We start from the raw sequence: 21,931 nt of genomic DNA on the forward strand, positions 1-21,931 counted from the left end.
CGAGCCTCGGGAGACGCGTGTCACGCCCGTCACGCGAGGGCGCCGCCGCCGACGTCGTTCCGTCGGCGGCGGCGCCCGGGTGCGCGGGTGCGCGGGCCGGTCAGGCGTGGATCAGCTTGGGGCTCGGGCCGTACGCGTTCGGCGCGGGCCGGCCCTCGGCGGCCATGAGGACGATGAGCCAGATCCAGCCGAGGAACGGGATCAGGACGAGCAGGTACCACCAGGCGGACCTGTCCGTGTCGTGCAGCCGGCGCACGGTGAGGCCGATGCACGGCAGGAGGATCGCCAGGGTGTAGACCCCGGCGAGGATGCCCTTCGTGCCGAGCGTGAAATCAAGGGTCACGACGACGGCCTCGACCACGAGGTTGCACAGGACGAACATCCAGAACTCCTGGCGGCGGGCACGCCCGGAGAAGAGGACGTACTTCTTCAGCACATCGGTGTAGTAGTGCACGAGTCCCCCCGGAGGACGGATGGTGGGCCCGTCCTGCTGGATCAAGCCGGGGCAGAATTTATGCCCCTGTTACTGGCCGGTCAAGGCTTTCCGGCGCCGCCCGATCGGCCGCGCGGGAACCGCGGCCGGAGCCCGGGCCCGGGCTCCGGCCGCACCTGCGTCAGCCGATGTGGAAGGAGTCGCCGTAGACCTTCCAGTCGAGGGGGGTGTTGAGGTTCAGGTTGCCCTTCTTCAGGAAGACCCGCTGCGCGGTGTCCACGCGGCTGGTGTCGCTGTGCGCCTCCTCCTGCTTCATCGCCCAGACACGGGCGTCGAGGAAGGCGTTCAGCCAGGCCGTCTCGCTGCCGCCCTGGGCCGGGGGCTTGGCCTTGGACAGCGCCCGCTTGCGGATGTTGCGGAAGCTGGTGGAGTCGCCGCCGTCGCCGTGCATGACGATGGCGTCGTAGTAGATGAACTGGCCGAGGGTGCCGACCCCGTCGGACTTGCCCTGCTTGACCGCCGGGTTGAAGTAGACCCGGTCGCGCTCGTGGTCCTGGGCCTTCCTGAACTCGGCGTCCTGGGCCGCCTTCGCCCAGTCCTTGGTGAAGTTGGGGTCGAGGCCGGCGTGCGAGTCGGTGCCGTCGACCTCGCGCAGGGCGGGGAGGTACTTGGCGAGCACGTTGCCCGGCTTGACCTGGGTGTAGTACTCGACGAGGTCGAGCATGTCGCCGGTGCCGGAACAGAAGCCGATGATCCCGGCCGTGTAGCCGCGCTCGTCGCCTATGTCCTCGATGTACTTGTACTGCGCCTTCCAGTCCAGCGAGGAGTTCTCCGCACTGGACACGATCTTCATGGCGATCTCCTTCTTCGCCGGATCGTCGAGGCCGACGGCGGCCGCCGCGGTCACCTTCGTGGGGGCGGCGCCGGCGTCGGCCGCGGTCGCGTGGGCCGCGACCGGTACGGCGAGGAGTGTGCTGCCGAGCAGGGCGCCGATGACCAGTGTCTTGCGGTGGGGGGCGAACACAAGGCCTCCGTGGGGTAGTTGAGGCATTCCCGGTTTCGTTAGGAAACTTTACTACCAGAATTCGGAGGCGCTCAAGACCCAGGAGTCAGCCATCGCACGAGTTCAGAGCCAGCCGTTGCGCCGGAAGCCGCGGTGGATGACGAAGCAGGCGACCGTCATGAGGCCGAGGACGAGCGGGTACCCGTACGTCCAGTGCAGCTCCGGCATGTGGTCGAAGTTCATGCCGTAGACCCCGCAGACCATGGTCGGCACGGCGACGATGGCCGCCCACGCCGTGATCTTGCGCATGTCCTCGTTCTGCGCGACGGTCACCTGCGCCAGGTGTGCCTGCAGGATCGAGTCGAGCAGGTTGTCGTAGGCGCTGATCTGCTCGGTGGCCCGGGTCAGGTGGTCGGCCACGTTCCGGAAGTACGCGCGCGCCTCCGGCGGGATGACCGGTATCGGCTGTGTGGCCAGCTGCTCCAGCGGGCGGCTCAGAGGCGCCACCGCCCGCCGCAGCTCCAGGAGTTCGCGCTTGAGCTGGTAGATCCGGCCGGCGTCGCCGCGCCCGCCGTCCTCGCTGAACACCGCCGTCTCGACGGCGTCGATGTCGTTCTGCACCGCGTCCGTGACGGCCACGTAGTCGTCGACCACATGGTCGGCCATGGCGTGCAGAACGGCCGCCGGCCCCTTGGCCAGCTGCCCCGGATCGGCTTCCAGCGCCTCGCGCACCGGACCGAGGGTGCCGCTGCCACCGTGCCGGATGGTGATGACGAAGTCCTCGCCGGTGAAGGCCATCAGCTCACCGGTCTCCACCACCTCGCTGGTCGCGGTCAGCTCCTCGTGATCGACGTAGCGCACGGTCTTGAAGACGGAGAACAACGTGTTGTCGTACCGCTCCACCTTGGGGCGCTGGTGCGCGTGCACGGCGTCCTCGACGGCGAGCGGGTGCAGGCCGAACAGCTCGGCGAGCCCGGCGAGTTCCGACTGCGGCGGTTCGTGCAGGCCGATCCAGACGAAGCCGTCGCCCGTCTTGCGGACCCTGCGCAGCGCCTCCTCGACCTCCGCGCAGCCGTCCTGGCGCACGCCGTCCTGGTAGACGACGCAGTTGACCACGGCACTGCCGAGCGGGGAGCGGGCCGGGTGGCTGAGGTCGACGGCCCGCCGGTAGCCGCGGCGGACGACCCGGCGGAGGTTGCTGAACATGGACAACGGCGTGCTCCTCTTCGGCTGATCAGCGGCCAGTCTGCCATCACCCGAGACGCCCCCTGGGCTGCGGTCATGCCGAGAATCGAGCGGCGCGCGTCACTCCCGGGCGGCGCGCGTCACGTCCGGGCGGCGCGCGTCACGTCCGGTCGACGAACACGCTGGTCGACTTCACCCGCGCCGTGGCCCGCGCGCCCACCTCCAGCCCGAGCTCCTCCACCGCCTCCCGCGTCAGCAGCGACACGATGCGGTGCGGCCCGGCCTGGATCTCCACCTGCGCGTCCACCGTGCCCAGCTTCACCGCGGTGACGATCCCCGGGAAGGCGTTGCGCACCGAGGTGTACGGGGTCTCCTCGCCGTCGCCGCTCTCCTGCGCGGCCTCCACGCAGAACGCGGCCAGGTCGGGCCCGTCGACGATGCGCCGCGCACCCTCCCGGCGGGTGGGGAACCGGTCGGCGTCCGCCCAGCGCCGCGCCGTGTCGACGCTCACCCCGAGCAGCCGCGCCGCCTGGCCGATCGTGTAGGACTCCATGCCCCGCAGCTTAGGGGGTCCTCAGGAGGTCGCCCGCGCGGGCCCGCGGAGCGCCTCCGCGGCCGTCTCCGCGACCACCCGCGCCACGATGGACAGCGCCGGCGAATCCAGCTTCCACTGCTGCCAGTACAGGGGCACGTCCAACGGCCGCCGCGGAGCCAGCAGCACCAGCTCCCCCGTCCGTACCAGCGGCCTCGCCTGCTGCTCCGGCACCATCCCCCACCCCAGCCCCGCGACCACCGCGTCACGGAACCCCTCCGACGTCGGTACGGAGTGCCGCACCGGCCCCGCCCCGCTCGCCGCGTCCCCGGTCAGCGACTGCACGAAGCGGTCCTGGAGTTCGTCCTTCCGGTCGAAGACGATCACCGGCGCCCGCCTCAGGTCCTGAGCCAGTGAGCCCGCCAGACGGCTCGCCGCGAAGCCTGGGCTCGCCGCCGGCAGGTACCGCGCCAGCCCCAGCATCCGTACGCTGCACCCGGCGACCGGGTCCGGCGAGGAGGTCACCGCCGCCATCACCTGGCCCTCCCGCAGCAGCGCCGTCGTGTACGACTCGTCCTCGCGGTGCAGCTCGACGCAGACGGGCGGATCCTGCGGTACCCGGGCCAGCGCGGTGAGGAACCAGGTGGCGAGGGAGTCCGCGTTCACCGCGATCGGCAGCCGCACCGGCCCCAGCCCCTCGGCCATCCCCAGCTCGGCCCGCGCGTCCCGCTCCAGCCGGGCCAGCTGCCGGGCGAAGCGGACCACCACCTCCCCGGATTCCGTCGCCCGCACGGGCTTCGTCCGCATCAGCAGCACCCGCCCGGTGCGCTGCTCCAGGGCCTTGACCCGCTGGCTGACGGCGGACGGCGTCACGTGCAGGGCGGCCGCCGCCGCGTCGAAGGTGCCCTCGTCCACCACCGCCAGCAGGGTCCGTACCTGGTCGAGAGGAAGCTCATCCATCACGAGTGCTAATGGTACGTAAAAATCTTTAGCTGTACTGAACCGGAAGCGCTGCCTACGGTCGACGGCATGACACACGGCATCATCACGGCGGCCCTCGCCGGCTTCGGCACCGGACTCTCCCTCATCGTCGCCATCGGCGCGCAGAACGCCTTCGTCCTCCGCCAGGGCGCGCGGCGCCACGCGGTCCTCGCCGTGGTCGCCATCTGCGCCGTGTCCGACGCGCTGCTGATCGCCCTCGGCGTCGCCGGCGTCGGCGCGTTCGTCACCGCCTGGCCCGCCGCCCTGACCGTGGTCGGGCTCGCCGGCGGCGGGTTCCTGATCTGCTACGGAGTCCTCGCGGCCCGCCGGGTGCTGCGGCCCGCCCCGGGCTCCGCCCTCAGCGCGGAGGGGGCCACGGCCGGGTCCGGCCGCCGGGCCGTACTGACCTGCCTGGCCATGACCTGGCTCAACCCGCACGTCTACCTGGACACCGTCCTGCTCCTCGGCTCCCTCGCCGCCGACCGGGGCGACCTGCGCTGGGCCTTCGGCATCGGGGCCGGCCTGGCCAGCCTGACCTGGTTCGGCACCCTGGGGTACGGGGCCCGGCTGCTCAGCGGCCTGCTGGCCCGCCCGGCCGCGTGGCGGGTGCTGGACGGTCTGGTCGCGGCGACCATGGTCACGATGGGCGGTCTGCTCCTGGCCCGCGCCTGACGTCCGCATGCCGGGCCGTACGCGATAGTTCCAGGGCACGCACACCGCCGCGTACCGACGACCCCAGGAGCCCGCCGTGCCCGACCGCCCCTCCCCCGACGAGGTGCGGGCGTACTACGCCACCCAGCCCGCCCCGCTCGTGGCCGCCACCGGGATCGTCGTGGACACCCGCGGGCGGGTCCTCGTACTGACCACCTCGTACAAGGCGGATCTGGAACTGCCCGGCGGCACCGTGGAGGACACCGAGACCCCGGAGGCGGGGCTGGCCCGCGAGCTGGAGGAGGAGCTGGGCCTCACCGTGCCCGTCGGGCGGCTGCTCGCGGTGGACTCCCGGCCGCCCGGCCCGCTCGGGCGCTCCCTCGTGGTGCACGTCCACCTCGTCGGTCCGCTGCCGCCGGCCGAGGCCGCCGCGCTCTCCTTCCCGGACGGCGAGATCACCGAGGCGCGCTGGCTCCGGCCGGACGAGGCCTGCGCGGCCCTCCCCGACCGCATCGCACCCCGGCTGCGCGCCGGCCTGGCCGCCCTGCACACCGGCTCCGTCGCCCACCTGGTCGAGGGGGTGCCCCAGCCCGGCTCCCCGGCCGGCCTCGAACCGGCCGACCGCGCCGCCCTGGAACACGCGGGCACCCTCGACGCCGCCGGCCACCGCGCCAGCCGCCCGAAGGCGCTGACCGCGGCGAGCGTGCTGTTCACCGACGCCGAAGGCCGGATCCTGCTGGTGCGGCCCGCGTACGGCGACACCAGCCGCTGGCAGCTGCCGGGCGGCGGCATCGACAGCGACCTCGGCGAGACGCCGCGCGGCGCCGCACGGCGGGAGGTCCACGAGGAGATCGGCCTCGACCTCGCCCCGGGACGCCTGCTGGCCGTCGACTGGTCCCACAAGCCGGGCCGGCTGGCCCGCGTCCGCTTCGTCTACGACGGCGGCGTCCTCGACGCCCCGGCCCTCGCCCGGATCCGGCTGAACCCCGGCGAGCACCTCGAGTGGCGCACGGCTACCCCGGCCGCACTCCGCGACCTCGTCAAACCCTCACTGCGGCGCCGCGTCACAGCCTGCCTCACCGCCCGTACCACCGGCGCGGGCCCCCTGGAACTCCACGCGGGCCGCCCGGTCCGGGCCGACTGACCGCCGCCGCTCGTCACACCGGGGACAGGACGTAGCAGCCCTTGGCCTCCGTCTGCTGCGCTCCGCTTCCCGGGACGTCGTCGCGGAAGTCGTGGAACGTGTGCTGGCCGGCACCGCGGATGGTCGCTGCGGCGTCCTTGGAGACCATCAGGCAGAAGTTCTTGGTCAAAGCATCTTGTCCGCTGACCCGTCGCAGGACCAGGGTGCCGTCGTACCGGCCCTCGGCAAGGCCCCAGCCGACGGCGTTGAAGAGGAACAGGAGCTGTTGAGGGGTGCTTTGGCTGACCAGGAGGGGGGACTCGGGTCCGCCTCGCAAGCCGCCTTCATCCCTCTTTGATCGGCACGCTGAACCCTCTGTTGACGATCAGAACGCGCTCGACCTCATCGCCGATGTCGAACGTGCCTTCCACATCCGTGGGCGTGATGACTTGCGCGACGGTCCCACCGGGCTCGTCTTCAGTCAGGTTCAGGTGCAGCTCGTCAGGAACGATCGGCGGGGACTCAAGTTCCAACTTGAGTTTGAAGCCCGGGGTTTGACACGAACACGTGCCCTTCACCTCAACCCGGCGGCTGCCCTTGCCGTCCCGGTACGCCGTGGCAGTAAAGTCCTGGGCACCCGCTTCGCAGGCGAAGCCGTTCGCAGACTCAGACATGACTACTCCGCTCGTCTACTCGTTGCTTGACAGGTCACACGCGCCTTCAGTGTCAGTACGCTCGACGACTGCCGCAATCGGAGGCGCGGTCTTCACCCATGTGGCTGCGCTTGCGTTGCGGGACCCCTGGGGCGGCGAGAAGTGCGAAAAAGGGACGTTCTGTGACGAAAGACGACACGACACCCCCGGAGGACGACCAAAAGCCCTGCCTCACCGAAGTGAGACAGGGCTCTGATCTGCGACTACGAGGCGAACCTCAAGTCGGGACGACAGGATTTGAACCTGCGACCCCTTGACCCCCAGATGTGCGGGCTACCCCGATTATCCAGACATACCGCACTTAGTTGGGGTGCAGACGGTGCATGATGAGGCGTGTCGTGCACCACCGCCCACATCGCATGGTCCCCAACTGGTCCCCAGATCCCCTGTGCTGACACCCGGGCACCTGCTCGGACTCGTCCGGTCCGGCCCCTTGCAGGGTAGAGAAGACAGCTTGCCCGGCCGGCTGTCAGTGCCGCCCGAGCCTGCCGACATGCCATCGACTCATGGTGAGTTCCGTCACGTCCCGCTCGGTTCGACGTGCAGGCCGGAGGTCCCACTCGGACCGACCCGGGACATCGTCATCACCTGCCACGCCTCGGTCTCGGGCAAGGGCAAGCTCTACAGGAGTCCCGAGTGCGGGATGTTGCGGTCGGCCGCCACGGCCTCGGCATGGCCCTCACGCTGACCGCCGCCGGCCTGCTGCTCTCCGGCGGCGGAAGCAGGCTCGCCGCTCTGAGTGAACGCCGCCTGCCCTCCTTGCGCCGTTACACCCCCTACGCGACGGTCCTCACTGCCCTCGCCGTCCTCACCGTAGGCATCAGCCTCACGGTGCGAAGCCTTCTCACGCTCTGAACCCACCTCGGCCGGCGCGCTGTCTGCTGTTCGAGCCGGGTCAGGTCCGGTGCCCGGGCACCCGCCGCGCCTTTGCCGCGCCGCCCATAGGCCGCGGTCGAGCCGGCGACAGCTGGGCCTCCTTGAGCCCAGCCCAGGTCCCATGGCCAGCAGCCCGAAGGCGGCCCCGCGCAGGTCCTTCGGCACGAGGGCGCGACAGCGGAATGCCGTGCGGTCTCCACCGCGCCGACCCCGGCCCCCGCCGGCAGGCCGGGACGGCCAGCCGCAGGACGGCCGTGCTGCCGGTTGCCATGCCAGCGCCCCGCGGACGGGCGACACCGATATGTGGGGGTGCTGGGTCGTCCCCGGGTCGCCTCGGATCGTGCAGCAGCGGGGTTCCGGGCGCAGCATGTTTAGGAGAGCCTGCAGCTGGCGCGCGCCCTGTGGCGGGCTCCGCTGAGGAGGGAGCCGTCCAGGATGGGTGCACACGAGCCGCTCCCGGGACAGGGGCGGGACCGTCAGGCAGGGACATCGCCACCGGGTGGGCTGCTCGATCTGCTCAGTGTGGCCGCGGTCGTGCTCGATACGCGCGGGCGGATCGTGTTCTGGAGCCCGCAAGCCGACGAGGTGTTCGGCTACACCGCCGAGGAGGCTCTGGGCCAGTACGCGGCGCACCTGCTGGTCCACGAGGAGCACCAGGACCTGGTGGTCAAGTTGTTCGCCGAGGTGATGAGCACCGGGGCGAGCTGGGCCGGCGCGTTCCCGATCCGCTACAAGGACGGCAGCACGCGGCTGGTGGAGTTTCGCAACATGCGGCTGCTGGACGACCTCGGTGACGTCTATGCCCTGGGGATCGCCGCCGACCAGAGCACGCTGGCGCGGGTGGAGACGGGCCTGGCCCTGTCCGAGCGCCTGGTCTCGCAGGCTCCCATCGGCATCGCCCTGCTGGACACCGACCTGCGTTACCTGCTGGTGAATCCGGCCCTGGAGCGCATCAACGGCATCCCGGCCGCCGACCACATCGGCCGCCGCCCCGCCGACATCCTGCCGTTCCTGGACGTCGACACCATCGAGTCCGCGCTGCGGCAGGTGCTGCTGACCGGCACACCGCTGATTGACCAGTACACCGTCGGCCGCACGCCGGCCGACCGGGACCGTGATCACGCCTGGTCGGTGTCGTACTACCGCATCGAGACCCGGAGCGGGCGGGTGATCGGGGTGGCGAACTCGGTGGTCGACGTCAGCGAACGGCACCGGGCCGCCAGCGAGGCGGACCGGGCCCGGCGCCGCCTGGCCGTGATCGCCGACGCCTCCGCCCGCGTCGGCACCACCCTGGAAGTCGAGCGGACCGCCCAGGAGCTGGCCGATGTCGCTGTACCCGACCTCGCGGACATCGCGGCTGTCGACGTCCTTGACTCCGTCCTGGCCTTCCGCCGCACCACCCCCTCCCACGAGCCGGGCCCGGAGGTGTTCCGCGCGCTCGCCGTGGCCGCCGCCTACCCCACCCAGGCCACCACCGCCATCAAGGCCGGCGACCTCGCCGCGTACAGCGCCGACCGGCTGATCACCCGGTGCGTCCACACAGGGCAGCCCATCGTCGTCGCCCACGCCGGGAGCAAGGATCTGCAGCACATCGCCCGCGACGCCGACGGCGCGGCCGCCTTCGCCGAAGCCGGCGTGCACTCCTACCTCGCGGTGCCGCTGATCGCCCGCAACGAGGTCCTCGGCGCCTTCGACCTGCTGCGCGCCCGCAACCCGCTCCCCTTCGACGAAGATGACGTGCTCCTGGCCGTGGAGCTGGCCGCCCGCGCCGCCGTCGCCATCGACAACGCCCGCTGGCACCAGAGCGTCCGCAACACCGCCGAAACCCTCCAACGCAGCCTCCTGCCCGGCCACCCACCTCCACTCAAGGGCCTGGAAATCGCCTCCCTCTACCAGCCCGCCCAGGCAACCAGCGAGGTCGGAGGCGACTGGTACGACGTCATCCCCCTGACCGGCGACAAGACCGCCCTGGTAGTCGGCGACGTCATGGGCAACGGCATCGACGCCGCCGCCACCATGGGTCGCCTTCGCACCGCCACCTGCGCCTTCGCCGACCTCAACCTGGAACCCGACCAGGTCCTCCGGCACCTCGACAAGATCACCTGCGGGCTCGAGCACTACATCGCCACCTGCTTGTACGCCGTCTACGACCCGGAGGATCACCGGTGCCGCATCGCCAACGCCGGACACCTCCCGCCCGTCCTCGCCGCAGCCGGCCGGCACCCCCAATTGCTCGACCTGCCCACCGGCGCACCCCTCGGTGTCGGTGGCGTCCCCTTCCACACCACCGCCTTCGACCTGAGCCCGGGCGACCGGCTCGTCTTCTACACCGACGGCCTCGTCGAAACCCGCCACCACCCCATCGACGAGCGCCTGAACACCCTCCTGCACACCCTTGACGGACCACGCCGCCCCTTGGACGACACCTGCCAGTGGCTCCTGCACTCCCTGCGCCACCCCGACGACCACGACGACGTCGCGATCCTCATCGCACAAGCCACCCTCGCACTGTCCGAGCCGCACGACACCTGACTACTGCATCGGTACAGCGGACCTCCTCGGTGAGACCCAGCGCGCTACAACGGCAGAACCCGTTGATGGCCGCGCAGACGGACAGCACCCCTGATAGCCGACGCCGACTCTTCGCTGCTGGCACCCGTGATCGTCATCGCCGCCCTGGTCATCCGCACCGCACTCACCCAGCTCCGGCACCCGGGCAGCGCCCGCCGCCAGTGGGCGTTCGCGACCAGCCCCCGGGCCCTGGCAGCCGGCACAGCAGTCGCCGCGGCCACGGCCTTCACCGGCATTCCCCGGCTCGGCTGGGCGGCAGCGGCCTGGGCTGTGCTCACTGGGGCACTCACGGCTTTCCTCACCGGCCGCGACACCACAGCCGCCACACGTTCCACAGCCCCGAGCAAGGGCCAGCCCATGTCGGAAAGACGGAACGGAAGAGTGATGGCCGCCATCGGCGCACCGCTCACCTTGGCCGGGACAGCCATGTACGTCCTGCCCGGACCCGGCTTCCCCGTCCTCGTCCTCGGCCTGGCCCTGCTGATCACCGGCCTCGTCATGGCCGCGGCCGGCCGCCGGTGACACCCGCCCGAACACCCGACGCCCTCCGACCTGCTCCAGCACCCGACAGGAACCTGATGACGATGATCTGGCCGGGCCCGGGTCGAGCGGCTGTCCGCTGAACTGCGGCCTGCACCGGGGCCGGCAGGGAAGGGAACGTGCCCTCGACGAGACGGGCACCGCGTCGCAGGTCAGTGCCGGACCGGCTGCCGCTCCGCCGCCGGGATACCGGTGGACGGTCCGTGCATACGGGCATCGAGCGAGTAGGCGCCCGCGCCCACGATCAGCAGGAAGAGGCTGCCGCACAGTTGGGCGAGGTCGGTGCGGGACTCGTGGATGAAGGCCCACCAGCCTGACTTGCCGGTGAACAGCGGCGCGTTGCCCCACAGGATGGGCAGCTTGGTGATGAGCAGGGCGCCAAGCATGTCGACGACCATGGGGACGGTGGCGAGCCGGGTGAACAGTCCGGCCAGGATCAGCATGCCGCAGCCGATCTCGAAGACCCCGTCCAGGGGGCCGAAGAACCCTGGGGCGGGGATGCTGGCCTTGTCGAAGCGGCCGGTGCCCAATTGGTCGGGGTAGAGGAACTTCTGGATGCCCTCGAAGAGGAATACCGCCCCGACGTACAGGCGGACGAGGATGGTCGCCGCAGGCGCGTCGGTCGAGGTCAGCCGGGTCTGCCAGTCGTTGAGCTGCGACATACGAGATGCCCCTCTGCTTTCGAGGCTTGGCGGTTGGCGCCATAGTCCCGCGAGGCAGACGGGCGTCGGCGGCTCTGCGTGTGTCCGGTGTGGCGCGCCGCCGGGCTACGGTTCCCGGCGCGCGGTGATCGTACGGCGGATGCCGTGGGCGAAGGAGCCGACGGCCAGCACAGCGGCACCGGAGAGAACCGAGGAGACGGGCGGGCGAAGGCCAGGATCAGACAGCCGGCCAGCCCGGCCCATACCCCTGCCATTCTGTGACCCACGCCACATCCAGTTCCTGTCAGGAATCGGGGCACTGTTCCGCTCAAGTCACCGAGAGCCAAGCGAACCGACAGGAGCAGCACATGAAGCACCGCATCGTCGTCCTCGGCGCCGGCTATGCCGGGACCTACGTGGCCGGGACCCTGGCCCGCCGGCTGTCCCCGGAGGACACCGAGATCACCGTGGTCAACGCCGAGCCGGACTTCGTCCAGCGGCTGCGGCTGCACCAACTCGCGGCCGGCCAGGAGATCGAGGCTCCAGAGCTCGCCGACGTCTTCGTGGGCACGGGAATACGGCTGCGCCTGGCCCGTGTCACTGCCGTCGACCCCGAGCGCCAGGTCGTCGCCGTGGCCGACGCCGACGGCGAGCTCGGATACGACACGCTTCTCTACGCGCTCGGCAGCCACGCCGCCGACCACGGCGTCCCCGGTGTGGCCGAGCACGTCTTCGACGTCGCCGGCCGGCCCTCGGCGCTGCGTCTGCGCGAGCGCCTGGACAGCCTGGACAGGCGGGGCGAAGGCGGAAGTGTGCTGGTCGTCGGCGACGGGTTGACCGGCATCGAGACGGCCACCGAGATCGCCGAATCCCGGCCCGGCCTGTCGGTAACGCTGGTCGCCCGAGGAGAGCTGGGCGACCGGCTCTCCGCCGGAGCCCGCAGCCACCTGCGCCAGGCCTGCGACCGGCTGGGCATCACCGTCCTGGAGCACACCGAGGTCGAAGCCGTCGAAGCGGCGCGGGTGCTGTGCGCCGACGGCGCCGCCCTGGCGTCCGACGCGACCGTGTGGACGGCCGGGTTCGCGGCCGGCCCCATCGCCGCCGCCGGCGGGCTGGAGGTCACCGAGAACGGTCGGATCGTCGTCGATCGCACCATGCGCTCGCTCTCGCACCCGAACGTCTACGCCGTCGGCGACAGCGCCTACGCCATCGGCGACAACGGCCGGCCGCTGCCGATGTCCTGCGCTTCGGCCGGCTTCACCGGCATGCAGGCCACGAACGCGATCGTGGGACGCCTGACCGGCCGCAAGATCGCAAACACCAAGCTGGAGTACCCGGGCAACCACATCAGCCTCGGACGGCGGGACGGGATCCTGCAGATGGTCGACAACACAGGGCAGGCAAAGCCGAAGTACGTAGGCGGCCGGAAGGCCGCGCGGATCAAGGCGGGCATCCTCAAGATGTCGCTGTGGACCAACTCCCACCCGACCTTCGGCCTGCCCAAGCGCAAGCACCGCCTGGCCCCCGCTTGTGACGCGTCCCCCGAGAAGGCGGTCGCGTAGCCGCCCCATAGGGTGATCCGCGTGGACAGCGCCGCCATCGATCTCTTCGACACAAGTCGGTTCGAGGCCAGCCGGAACAGGCTGGCCTCGCTGGCGTACCGGCTGCTGGGCTCCGCCGCCGACGCCCAAGACGCCGTACAGGACGCGTTCCTGCGCTGGCAGGCCGCCGACCGGCAGCAGATCAAAGCGCCGGAAGCATGGCTGACCAAGGTCGTCACCAACCTGTGCCTCGACCGACTCCGCTCGGCACAGGCCCGCCGCGAAAGAACCGTCGGCGCCTGGCTGCCCGAACCGCTCCTCGACGGCGACCCGATGCTCGGCCCGGCCGACACCTTCGAGCAGCGCGAATCGGTCTCCCTGGCCGTGCTGACCGTCATGGAGCGCCTCTCACCCATCGAGCGGGCCGTCTACCTCCTGCGCGAAGCGTTCTCCTACGGCCACGCCGAGATCGCCGAGATCCTCGACATCACCGAGTCCGCAAGCCAGCAGCACCTCCACCGCGCCCGGACCCGCATCACCGCCGCACGCCGCCGCGGCGGCGAGGTCGACCCGGCTTCCGCCCGCAGGATCGTCGAGGAGTTCCTCGCCGCTGCCACCTCGGGCCGCACCGAACGTCTGGTGGCAATGCTCACCGACGACGTGATCGCAATCTCCGACGGCGCCGGCCTGGCCGAGAAGCTGCTGCGGTACGACACTCCGCAGCGCGTCGCCGCCATCGCACGGGGCGGCTTCAAACCCACGCCCGCGAAACGACGGCTTGCCGGCGGAGCGCCCGCCATCCACTACGCGCTCGTCAACGGCGCCCCCGCCATCCTCTTCGTGCTCGGCGACCAGGTCATCGGCGCCGTCACGTTCGACATCGTCAACGACAAGATCGCAACCGTGCGCGGCATCGCCGCCCCCACCCGCCTCGTCCGCCTCACCGAAGCCTGGCGGCAGCACGGACCGGACACCCCACTCATCGCCCAGTGGTGATGAGCCCGCGTTTCACACGTGTTCACCTGCGCGACCAGGAGATCACCGACGTCGATCCGGATGGGTGCGAAGTCCAGGCGGCCCCGAACCGTCCGACGTCCCTCCGAGTGGCCTCGGGTACCCGGAGCAACTCGGTTGTCCTGACACTCGGTCAAGCCGGCAGTACATCGTCGGGCCCGTCAGGAGCGACCGCGAAGAGGGCCGGGAGGCCTGCCCCCTCATGGGCAGGGGTCGCCCGAATGCACATGGTGGTCCGCGTCTGGCGTGTCGCCGGACCGGTCGCATCCACGGTGCGGCATGTTCTCTCCGACGGCCGGTATCCCGCTACGTGGAGGTGTCCGATGGGTGTGAGCGGCGTCGGGCCGGATCGGCCGGACGGCGTGCCGGCACCGGCGGCCGGGGCCCCGCCCCGTCGAGGTCCGGGAACCGGGCAGCCCACCGGTCGGAAATCCGGGCCCGGGCCGCTGGCTCGCTTGCGGAAGGCCATGGCTTCGGCCGTGGGGGCGGGGCCTCCACCGGGGCCGGCGCGTCCGGAGTTCTGGCGCAGTCCCCTGCGCGGTCCGAGGCTGACCGCGGTGTTCGGGCTGGTCCTGCTGTTCGGGATCACGGTGCTGTTCGTGACCGGCCTGCTGTCGTACGCGGCGTACAACCCGGATCTGGCGGCGGTCAACGACCAGACCCCGGACAAGGGATGGCTCGGCTTCTACCTCTTCTCCTGGCCGACGTCCCCGTACTGGCTCTACCGGGTCACTCAGGGGGTGCACGTCACGCTCGGGATCGTGCTCGTGCCGGTGCTCCTGGCGAAGCTGTGGTCGGTCATTCCGAAGCTGTTCGAGTGGCCTCCGATCCGCTCGCTGAGCCATGCCCTCGACCGGCTCTCCCTGTTCCTCCTGGTCGGCGGCGCCGGATTCGAGTTCGTCACCGGGATCCTCAACGTCCAGTTGCACTACATCTTCCCCGGCTCCTTCTACACACTGCACTTCTACGGGGCCTGGGTGTTCATCGGCGCCTTCGTGGTGCACGTGTCCTTCCGGCTACCCCGAGCCCTGCGCGCCGTCCGGCACCGGCTCGGGGGGCCCGCCGCGGGTACCGAGGAGGCGGCCGGGCTGATCTCCCCGCGGCCCGCGACCCCGACCATCTCGCGCCGGGGCGCCCTCGCCATGGTCGGCCTCGGGTCGGCGGTGCTGCTGGTAGTCACGGCGGGGCAGAGCATCGGCGGGTGGTGGCGGCGGACCGCACTGCTCGCGCCGCACGGCCGGGATCCGGGCGCGGGCCCGAACGGCTTCCAGATCAACAAGACCGCCGTCTCGGTCGGCATCCGGCCCAGTGACACGGGCCCCGCCTGGCGGCTGACCGTACGCGGCGCCGGCCGACAAGTCGACCTGACGTACCAGCAGCTGCTGGCCATGCCGCAACGCGAGGCTGCCCTGCCGATCGCCTGTGTGGAAGGCTGGTCCACCACCGACCAGCAGTGGACCGGAGTCCGGCTCACCGATCTGGCCGCCCTCGTGGGGCTCGGTGTACGCACGCCCGAGGTCCTGGTGGAGTCGGTGCAGCGCGGGGGCTCCTTCCGTTCGGCGGTGCTGCGCGACAACCAGGTCCGCGACAGCCGGTCGCTCCTGGCCGTCCGGGTCAACGGAGCGGTCCTCTCCCCCGACCACGGCTATCCGGCGCGGATCATCGTCCCCGGGGCACCGGGCGTGCACAACACCAAGTGGGTCACCCGCCTGGCGTTCGGAGAGCCGGCATGAGCGCCGCGACGGCCTTCCGGCGCCGCTACGGCGCCTCCCCGCTGCACCTGCTGCTCGTCCTGGCCTCCTTCGCCCTCGCGTTGTACGCCGGGCTGCGCCTGTTCGAGGGGGACACCGTCGGCGTGGCCGTGTGGTTCGTCGGTGCGGCCCTCCTGCACGACCTCGTACTGCTCCCCCTGTATTCGGTGACCGACCGCGCGATGCAGGTCCTGTTCGCCCGGGGCCGGGGCGACGAGCGGCCCGCGCCGCGGGTGAGCGTGAACTACGTCCGCGTGCCCGCCTTCGTCTCCGGTGTCCTGCTGCTGGTCTGGTGGCCGCTGGTCCTGGGCCGGGTGGGGTACTACACCGCCGCGACCGCCCTTCCCGCGGACGGCTTCCTGTCGCGGTGGCTGCTGATCACGGCCGCGCTGTTCGCGGCCTCCGCAGCGGTACTCATCGTTCGAACATGGAACCGGAGCCGGGCTCAGCGGCAGGCGCGCAGCGCGACGAAGTGACGGCCTCCGGCGGTGGTCCACCGCTCGGCCTCGGTCCATCCCGACGAGGCCGCGTGGCGGCTCAGGGCGGCGGTGCCGACCAGGGCCCACGGGAAGACGGCGCTCACGGGCCGTTGCCCGGCGTGGATCCGGACGCGGCGGCGCTCGTCCACGTCAGTGGAGGCGGTCTCCACCAGGAGGAGGCCTTCCCGGTGTACGAGGTCTCGGACCCGGCGCAGCAGCCGCCGGGGGTCACCGCCGATGCCGATGTTCCCGTCGATCAGCAGCGCCGTTCCCCACTGGCCCTCGTCGGGGATCGGATCGAAGACGGACCGGCTCAGGGCGGAGCCGCCCCGGCACACGGTCGTGATCACGGCGGAGGGACAGACATCGATGCCGAGGACCTGGCTGCCCCGCCCCGTCAACGCCTCGACCAGCCGGCCGGCGCCACATCCGATGTCCAGCACCCGGCCGGTGCACCGGCGCAGCACCGTCCGGTCGGCCCCGTCCGCCCGGGCGCACCACCGTTCCAGGTCCAGGGGGAACCACCAGCCCTCCGCGTCGCACAGGGACAGGGTGCGCTGCGGGGTGTGGATCGCCCGCGCGTAGAAGCCGCTGCTCCAGGCCCGGTGTTCGTGAGCGGTCACTTCTCATGTCTCGCCACGCACCCCGGCCGTGGCCCCCTCCAGGCCGCTGATTCCCCCGAACGGCCTCGCGCCGTACACCGGCCGGGTGGCCGGGGGCCGGGCCGACCTGCTCATCAGGGGCATCCTCGGGCGGTGTCCTCGAGATCAGCGTAGCCTCAACACCCGGGCCCGGATGGGCGGATGGTCGTGTGCGGTGACGACGGGCTGGCCCGTCGGCCGGCCTCCGACGTCTGGAACCTCGGTGGCGCCCTGACCGGCAAGGAGGCGGCCTTCGCCACCAGCTTCGTCGAGTCCGCCATCAGCCGCGCCACGTCCGGCTGAACTGGCCGGTCAAGGCCGGCGTGCGGGCGGCCGCTCTGCGCAGGACAGTGGAAGCGTGACGTACGACGAAGGGCTGGCCCAGCGGGTCCGGGAGCGGCTCGGTGAGCGGCCCGACCTCACGGAGAAACGGATGTTCGGGGGCCTCACCTTCCTGCTGCACGGCAACATGACGGTGGGCGTGGCCGGCGACGAGCTCATCGCCCGCGTGGGTCCGGAGGGGACCGAGCGGGCCCTCGCCCGCCCGGAGGCCCGGCCCATGGACTTCACCGGACGTCCGATGCGCGGCTGGGTGACCGTCGGCGGGCCCTCTCTGGCGGAGGACGCCGTCCTGGACCACTGGATCACGACGGCCACGGCTTTCGCCGCCACACTTCCGCCCAAGTAGCCGTCCGTACTCAACGTGCCTCCAGCAGCGCCCTGAGCGCCGCCAGGTCCTTGCGCTGGGCGCGGCGCATGGCGGCCGCGATCACGGTGGCTCCGAGCGAGGCGAATCCGCTGGGCTCACCCCGGTTGCGCAGGGTCATGCGGGTGCGGTCCGCGTATAGCCCGTACGGCTCCCATGTGTAGGTGGTCTCCATGGGGAACGGACCCTGCTCCGTCCGCATCACCATCCGGCGGCCGGGCTCGTACGCCGTGATCTCGTACGTGTAGGCGAGCCGCCTGCCGAGAAAGCGGGCGACGAACGCGACCTTCGAGCCGATCTGCACCGGTGGTGGGGTCCGGTATTCGACGGAAGTGATGTTGGCATACCACACGGGCGCGTTCGTGGGGTCGGCCGCGTACGAAGCGACCTGATCACACGGGGCGGCGATCACGGCCTCGGTCAGGACGTCGACCTTCATCGGAGCCTCCCGGACGGCGGGAACGGAGCTTGGCTACAGGATCTCAAGCTTCACAGAGGGCGTCCGCCTCAGAGCTCGGGGTCGGCCTTGACGTTCCGGTGGCGCTTGTAGTGGCGGGCGACGCGGGCACGGTTGCCGAAGCCGGCCGAGCACCATTCGCGGCGGGGGTGCTGCTTGACGAAGGGTCGACAGCCTGTTCGGCCAGCATGGTGACCGCCGCGTGTCCCGTGAGGTCGCTGGTGCGCACGATACGCGTCGGGACGGCCCGCCTTCCTGACCCAGAAACGAGGGCGGGGCGGGTCCGCCAGCACGCCGCGAAACGCGGCGAGCAGCGCGTTCTTCGTCGGCAGGTGGGACCTTGAGGTCAGTCACGCCACACCTCCGCGATCACACCGCATCCGACCGCCGTCAACCGTCAGGAAGGACCTGTCATGAACGAGCCGACACCGCGATCCGACGGGCGCACCCGCCTCGCCCACATCCTCGGGGTGCCGCTCGCCCCCGATGTGGAGCGGCAATGGCCACAGATGGGCGAGGTCGTCCGCGGCAGCAAGCTCATCGGCGAAATCGAGGGGAACTTTCCCGAGCTCACGCTCGAAGTGGGACGACGCTGCACCTCGACAACCACGTCATCGTCGTGGAATGGACCTGCGACTACGGTGACGGCCGCCTCTACCGCAACGTCACCATCGCCGAGCTCCTCGACGGCCGTGCCGTGCGGGTCACCGACTACCGGGGCGAACCCACCGCCACTCCCCCGTGGCGCCGGTCCCTCACCGCCCACCTCGACATGCCCGACGACGGCATCTGGAAGGACAACGCACACCTCGGCCACCACTGACGGCCGGGTCGGCACGCTCCCCGCACCGCATGACGGAAGTCTTACGTGCACGCGTGGGAGACTCCGCCGACGCGGCCTGCTGCGTAACGTCGCCGTCATGCGTGTACTCGTCACCGGAGGAGCCGGGTTCATCGGCTCCCACATCGTCAACGCCCTCAAGGACCGCGGCCACGACCCCGTCGTGCTCGACGCCCTGTTGCCCGCCGCCCACCCCGGCACACCACCCCTGCCCGACGCCGAGTTCGTTCGGGCCGACGTGCGGGACGCGGACGCGGTCCGGTCGGCGCTGCGCGGGATGGACGCGGTGTGCCACCAGGCGGCCATGGTCGGCCTCGGGAAGAACTTCGCTGACGCCCCGGACTATGTGGGCTGCAACGACCTCGGGACGGCGGTGCTGCTGGCGGAGATGGCGGCCGCCGGAGTACGGGAACTCGTCCTCGCCGGGTCGATGGTGGTCTACGGGGAGGGCCGGTACACGTGCGAACGACACGGAACGGTGCGCCCCGGGCCGCGGCGGACCGAGGACCTGATGGCGGGCCGGTTCGAGCCCCGTTGCCCCGACTGCGGGGAAGAGCTCGCGCCTGGTCTGGTCGGCGAGGACGCGCCGACGGATCCCCGGAACGTGTACGCGACGACGAAGCTGGCCCAGGAGCACCTGGCGGCCTCGTGGGCCCGGTGCACGGAGGGCCGCGCCGTGTCCCTGCGCTACCACAACGTGTACGGGCCGGGGATGCCGCGCGACACGCCCTACGCCGGAGTGGCTTCCTTCTTCCGCTCCTCGCTGGCCCGCGGCGAGGCCCCTCAGGTCTTCGAGGACGGCGCCCAGCGGCGGGACTTCGTCCACGTCGGGGACGTGGCCTCGGCGAACGCGGTGGCCCTGGAGGCCGTGGGCGGGCTGTCCGCCGGGACGCTGACGGCGTTCAACACGGGCAGCGGCGATCCGCACACGGTCGGCGAGATGGCGTCCGCGCTGGCGGCGGCGTACGGGGGTCCGCACCCGGTGGTCACGGGCGAGTTCCGCCTCGGCGACGTACGCCACATCACCGCCGACTCCACCCGGTTGCGCGAAGAACTGGGCTGGCGCCCGAAGGTCGGCTTCGCGCAGGGCATGACCGAGTTCGCCCGCGCCGGCCAGCGCGCGTCGGCGGGGGTCGTCGGCTGATCCATCCCGCCCCGCCTCGGCACCGGCCTCGCGAGGGACCGTGGGCAGGACACGCCGATGGGCCCTCGTCGTGTCCGCGCGACCATCGGGCAGGCCCGGGCGGAAGGCCGGGGCGGGCCCTACGCGGGTGCCGGGAGGGTGAGTTCGAAGCGGCAGCCGCCCGGTACGTTGTGGACGTCGGCGTGCCCGGAGTGGGCTTCGACGATGCCCCGTACGATCGCCAGGCCCAGGCCCGCGCCCGAGGGAGGGGTACGGGCCTGGCTGCCGCGCCAGCCGGTGTCGAAGACGCGGGGCAGGTCCTCGTCGGGGATGCCTCCACAGGCGTCGGTGACGGACAGCACCACCCCGCCGGCGCGACGTTCGGCGGCGATGGCGACGGTGCCGTCGGCCGGGGTGTGGCGGATGGCGTTGACCAGCAGGTTGGAGAGCACCCGGGTCATCTCCTTGCCGTCGACCTCCACGGGAAGCGGGGCGACGCTCCCGCCGGCCAGGTGCACGCCGTGTTCGCGGGCCAGGGCGTCCGCGCCCGCGAGTGCGTCGCCGACCAGGTCGTAGAGGGAGATCCGGGTGGGGCTGAGGGAGAGGGCGCCCGCGTGGATGCGGGACAGCTCGAAGAGGTCGGTGACCATGGAGTTGAGGCGGTCCACCTCGGCGCGCATCTGCTGGTGGTAGCGGGCCGGGTCGGCCGCCATGCCGTCTTCGAGGGCCTCCGACATCGCGCGCAGACCGGCCAGCGGGGTGCGCAGGTCGTGAGAGATCCAGGCCACGAGCTCGCGCCGTGAGGTCTCCAGGGCTCGCTCGCGTTCACGTGACGCGGCGAGGCGTTCGCTGGTGAGGGCCAGTTCGCGGCTGAGCGCGGTGAGTTCGGCGGGGGCGGGCACGGCGGGAGCGGTGAAGGTGCCCTCCTCCCCGAAGTCGCGTGCCGCGCCGACGAGTTCCCGGCAGCGCCGCACGACCTGGCGGCCCAGCAGCAGCGCGGTGCCCAGGGACACGCCGGCGGCCATCGCGACGACCGTGGTCACCACGGCGAGGTCGTGGGAGGAGAGGAACATCGCCCAGGCCACCGCGAGCGTCCCGGCGAGCATCGCGCAGACGGCGACGGCCGCGACGACCGCGAGGGACACGGCGACGCTGCGCCGGCGCAGTATCCGCAGCGCCACGGCGCCGAGCAGCCCGGCTCCGCCCGCGCCGAGGAAGGCGTACAGGGCGATCAGCAGAACGTCACGCATGACCGGCCTCTGTCTGGGCGCCTGCCGCGGCCCCGGCGCGGCGGGTCGGGTCCGGGGCTGCTTCGAACCGGTATCCGGCGCCCCACACAGTCCGGATCAGCTGCGGATCGGCCGGATCCTCCTCGATCTTGGCCCGGAGCCTGCGGACGTGGACGGTGACCGTGGAAAGGTCTCCGAAATCCCAGCCCCAGACCTCGCGCATCAGCCGCTCCCGGCCGCAGACCTGACCAGCGTGTCGCAGGAAGTAGGCGAGGAGGTCGAACTCCCTCAGGGTGAGAGCCAGTTCCGCACCGCCCTTCGTCGCCCAGCGGCCGGCCGGGTCGACCGCCAGGCCGGCCGCCACCAGCAGGGGCTCGTCGGCCGGAACGGCCGAGGAGGCCCGGCGCAGGACCGAGCGCACCCGCAGGACCAACTCGCGCGGGCTGAAGGGTTTGGTCACGTAGTCGTCCGCACCGACTTCCAGGCCCAGGATCCGCTCCTCCTCGTCCCCGTGCGCGGTGAGCATGACCACCGCCACGGCGGGGTTTCCGTTCTCCCGCGCACGCAGCCGGCGGCAGACCTCCAGGCCGTCCATGCCGGGCAGCATCAGGTCGAGGACGACCAGGTGCGGCCGGTGCCGGGCCGCGGCCTCCAGGGCGGACGGGCCGTCGGCGGCGCGGTGCACGGTGAATCCGGCCCGTTCCAGATAGCCGGACACGACCTCCGAGACGGTCGGGTCGTCGTCCACCACCAGGACGCGGGCGGCCGTGACGCCGTCGGCGGCGGGGGCGCGGTCGCTGCCCGCGCCCTCGCCGGTGGTCCGATCGTTGCTGGATTCCATGCCATCAGAGTGACACCGCGGCCCGCCCCGGCGGACCTGGGCCTTGCGGTTCCGGCACG

At 71.6% G+C, this 21,931-nt stretch carries 25 protein-coding genes; 13 read left to right on the forward strand and 12 right to left on the reverse strand.

Going from position 1 to position 21,931, the window contains the following annotated elements:
- Positions 1 to 100 precede the first annotated feature (100 nt).
- The 5 genes from ACGFYQ_RS08220 to ACGFYQ_RS08240 all read right to left on the reverse strand — a co-directional run bounded on the left by ACGFYQ_RS08220 (position 101) and on the right by ACGFYQ_RS08240 (position 4,113).
- Positions 101 to 454, reverse strand: coding sequence for a DUF805 domain-containing protein (locus ACGFYQ_RS08220; protein ID WP_393742115.1), 354 nt, complete (start codon positions 452 to 454; stop codon positions 101 to 103).
- Positions 455 to 614: 160 nt separating this feature from the next.
- A complete protein-coding gene (locus tag ACGFYQ_RS08225) occupies positions 615 to 1,457 on the reverse strand; it encodes a chitosanase (protein ID WP_393741247.1) in 843 nt (280 codons plus the stop codon).
- Positions 1,458 to 1,559: 102 nt separating this feature from the next.
- Positions 1,560 to 2,642 carry a magnesium/cobalt transporter CorA gene (gene corA, locus ACGFYQ_RS08230; protein ID WP_393741249.1) on the reverse strand — a complete coding sequence of 361 codons (1,083 nt, stop codon included), beginning with the start codon at positions 2,640 to 2,642 and terminating at the stop codon, positions 1,560 to 1,562.
- A gap of 139 nt (positions 2,643 to 2,781) precedes the next feature.
- On the reverse strand, positions 2,782 to 3,174 hold the full coding sequence (locus ACGFYQ_RS08235) for a molybdopterin-binding protein (protein ID WP_393741251.1): 393 nt from the start codon (positions 3,172 to 3,174) through the stop codon (positions 2,782 to 2,784).
- Positions 3,175 to 3,195: 21 nt separating this feature from the next.
- Complete coding sequence (locus ACGFYQ_RS08240) at positions 3,196 to 4,113, reverse strand: LysR family transcriptional regulator ArgP (RefSeq protein WP_393741253.1); 918 nt, start codon at positions 4,111 to 4,113, stop codon at positions 3,196 to 3,198.
- A 69-nt stretch (positions 4,114 to 4,182) separates the two neighbouring features.
- Between ACGFYQ_RS08240 and ACGFYQ_RS08245 the strand changes: the two genes are divergently transcribed.
- Both ACGFYQ_RS08245 and ACGFYQ_RS08250 read left to right on the forward strand, forming a co-directional pair.
- Positions 4,183 to 4,806 carry a LysE/ArgO family amino acid transporter gene (locus tag ACGFYQ_RS08245; protein WP_393741255.1) on the forward strand — a complete coding sequence of 208 codons (624 nt, stop codon included), beginning with the start codon at positions 4,183 to 4,185 and terminating at the stop codon, positions 4,804 to 4,806.
- Between the two features lie 76 nt (positions 4,807 to 4,882).
- Positions 4,883 to 5,929, forward strand: coding sequence for an NUDIX domain-containing protein (locus tag ACGFYQ_RS08250; RefSeq protein ID WP_393741257.1), 1,047 nt, complete (start codon positions 4,883 to 4,885; stop codon positions 5,927 to 5,929).
- Between the two features lie 13 nt (positions 5,930 to 5,942).
- On the opposite strand, the gene ACGFYQ_RS08255 is transcribed toward ACGFYQ_RS08250, so the two are convergent.
- Positions 5,943 to 6,245, reverse strand: coding sequence for a hypothetical protein (locus ACGFYQ_RS08255; RefSeq protein WP_393741259.1), 303 nt, complete (start codon positions 6,243 to 6,245; stop codon positions 5,943 to 5,945).
- 7 nt (positions 6,246 to 6,252) lie between these two features.
- Complete coding sequence (locus ACGFYQ_RS08260) at positions 6,253 to 6,582, reverse strand: hypothetical protein (RefSeq protein WP_393741261.1); 330 nt, start codon at positions 6,580 to 6,582, stop codon at positions 6,253 to 6,255.
- A gap of 675 nt (positions 6,583 to 7,257) precedes the next feature.
- Between ACGFYQ_RS08260 and ACGFYQ_RS08265 the strand changes: the two genes are divergently transcribed.
- The 3 genes from ACGFYQ_RS08265 to ACGFYQ_RS08275 all read left to right on the forward strand — a co-directional run bounded on the left by ACGFYQ_RS08265 (position 7,258) and on the right by ACGFYQ_RS08275 (position 10,590).
- Complete coding sequence (locus tag ACGFYQ_RS08265) at positions 7,258 to 7,476, forward strand: hypothetical protein (protein WP_393741263.1); 219 nt, start codon at positions 7,258 to 7,260, stop codon at positions 7,474 to 7,476.
- A 456-nt stretch (positions 7,477 to 7,932) separates the two neighbouring features.
- Positions 7,933 to 10,029 carry a SpoIIE family protein phosphatase gene (locus ACGFYQ_RS08270; protein ID WP_393741265.1) on the forward strand — a complete coding sequence of 699 codons (2,097 nt, stop codon included), beginning with the start codon at positions 7,933 to 7,935 and terminating at the stop codon, positions 10,027 to 10,029.
- A gap of 126 nt (positions 10,030 to 10,155) precedes the next feature.
- A complete protein-coding gene (locus ACGFYQ_RS08275; RefSeq protein ID WP_393741267.1) occupies positions 10,156 to 10,590 on the forward strand; it encodes a hypothetical protein in 435 nt (144 codons plus the stop codon).
- Positions 10,591 to 10,760: 170 nt separating this feature from the next.
- Here ACGFYQ_RS08275 and ACGFYQ_RS08280 read toward each other — a convergent pair whose 3' ends face one another.
- Complete coding sequence (locus ACGFYQ_RS08280) at positions 10,761 to 11,270, reverse strand: DoxX family protein (protein WP_393741269.1); 510 nt, start codon at positions 11,268 to 11,270, stop codon at positions 10,761 to 10,763.
- A gap of 347 nt (positions 11,271 to 11,617) precedes the next feature.
- Between ACGFYQ_RS08280 and ACGFYQ_RS08285 the strand changes: the two genes are divergently transcribed.
- The 4 genes from ACGFYQ_RS08285 (at position 11,618) to ACGFYQ_RS08300 (ending at position 16,031) form a co-directional block, all read left to right on the forward strand.
- Positions 11,618 to 12,811 (forward strand): NAD(P)/FAD-dependent oxidoreductase, encoded by a 1,194-nt coding sequence (locus ACGFYQ_RS08285; protein WP_393741271.1) that lies wholly within the window; start codon positions 11,618 to 11,620, stop codon positions 12,809 to 12,811.
- 21 nt (positions 12,812 to 12,832) lie between these two features.
- Positions 12,833 to 13,786, forward strand: coding sequence for a sigma-70 family RNA polymerase sigma factor (locus ACGFYQ_RS08290; RefSeq protein WP_393741273.1), 954 nt, complete (start codon positions 12,833 to 12,835; stop codon positions 13,784 to 13,786).
- A 485-nt stretch (positions 13,787 to 14,271) separates the two neighbouring features.
- On the forward strand, positions 14,272 to 15,537 hold the full coding sequence (locus ACGFYQ_RS08295) for a molybdopterin-dependent oxidoreductase (RefSeq protein WP_393741275.1): 1,266 nt from the start codon (positions 14,272 to 14,274) through the stop codon (positions 15,535 to 15,537).
- The gene (locus ACGFYQ_RS08300; RefSeq protein WP_393741277.1) at positions 15,534 to 16,031 is read left to right on the forward strand and encodes a hypothetical protein; all 498 of its coding nucleotides are present in this window, start codon (positions 15,534 to 15,536) and stop codon (positions 16,029 to 16,031) included. The genes ACGFYQ_RS08295 and ACGFYQ_RS08300 overlap by 4 nt, the downstream gene beginning before the upstream one ends.
- Here ACGFYQ_RS08300 and ACGFYQ_RS08305 read toward each other — a convergent pair.
- A complete protein-coding gene (locus ACGFYQ_RS08305) occupies positions 16,001 to 16,657 on the reverse strand; it encodes a class I SAM-dependent methyltransferase (protein WP_393741279.1) in 657 nt (218 codons plus the stop codon). The genes ACGFYQ_RS08300 and ACGFYQ_RS08305 overlap by 31 nt on opposite strands.
- 180 nt (positions 16,658 to 16,837) lie before the next feature.
- Between ACGFYQ_RS08305 and ACGFYQ_RS08310 the strand changes: the two genes are divergently transcribed.
- Both ACGFYQ_RS08310 and ACGFYQ_RS08315 read left to right on the forward strand, forming a co-directional pair.
- Positions 16,838 to 16,978, forward strand: coding sequence for a hypothetical protein (locus ACGFYQ_RS08310; protein ID WP_393741281.1), 141 nt, complete (start codon positions 16,838 to 16,840; stop codon positions 16,976 to 16,978).
- Positions 16,979 to 17,033: 55 nt separating this feature from the next.
- Positions 17,034 to 17,363 (forward strand): TfoX/Sxy family protein, encoded by a 330-nt coding sequence (locus ACGFYQ_RS08315; protein WP_362044515.1) that lies wholly within the window; start codon positions 17,034 to 17,036, stop codon positions 17,361 to 17,363.
- A 10-nt stretch (positions 17,364 to 17,373) separates the two neighbouring features.
- Here the strand turns inward: ACGFYQ_RS08315 and ACGFYQ_RS08320 are convergent, their stop codons facing one another.
- The gene (locus ACGFYQ_RS08320; protein ID WP_362044513.1) at positions 17,374 to 17,820 is read right to left on the reverse strand and encodes an SRPBCC family protein; all 447 of its coding nucleotides are present in this window, start codon (positions 17,818 to 17,820) and stop codon (positions 17,374 to 17,376) included.
- A gap of 637 nt (positions 17,821 to 18,457) precedes the next feature.
- Here ACGFYQ_RS08320 and ACGFYQ_RS08325 point away from each other — a divergent pair.
- Positions 18,458 to 18,661: a hypothetical protein gene (locus tag ACGFYQ_RS08325; protein WP_393741284.1), complete on the forward strand. Its 204-nt coding sequence runs from the start codon at positions 18,458 to 18,460 to the stop codon at positions 18,659 to 18,661.
- 97 nt (positions 18,662 to 18,758) lie between these two features.
- Positions 18,759 to 19,823, forward strand: a complete 1,065-nt coding sequence (locus ACGFYQ_RS08330) for an NAD-dependent epimerase/dehydratase family protein (protein ID WP_393741286.1) — start codon at positions 18,759 to 18,761, stop codon at positions 19,821 to 19,823.
- A gap of 119 nt (positions 19,824 to 19,942) precedes the next feature.
- Here the strand turns inward: ACGFYQ_RS08330 and ACGFYQ_RS08335 are convergent, their stop codons facing one another.
- Together ACGFYQ_RS08335 and ACGFYQ_RS08340 are read right to left on the reverse strand one after the other, a co-directional pair.
- The gene (locus tag ACGFYQ_RS08335) at positions 19,943 to 21,052 is read right to left on the reverse strand and encodes a sensor histidine kinase (protein ID WP_393741288.1); all 1,110 of its coding nucleotides are present in this window, start codon (positions 21,050 to 21,052) and stop codon (positions 19,943 to 19,945) included.
- A complete protein-coding gene (locus tag ACGFYQ_RS08340; protein WP_393741290.1) occupies positions 21,045 to 21,872 on the reverse strand; it encodes a response regulator transcription factor in 828 nt (275 codons plus the stop codon). The genes ACGFYQ_RS08335 and ACGFYQ_RS08340 overlap by 8 nt, the downstream gene beginning before the upstream one ends.
- Between the last annotated feature and the right edge of the window lie 59 nt (positions 21,873 to 21,931).

Source organism: Streptomyces sp. NPDC048258 (assembly GCF_043201995.1).
Lineage (GTDB): Bacteria > Actinomycetota > Actinomycetes > Streptomycetales > Streptomycetaceae > Streptomyces.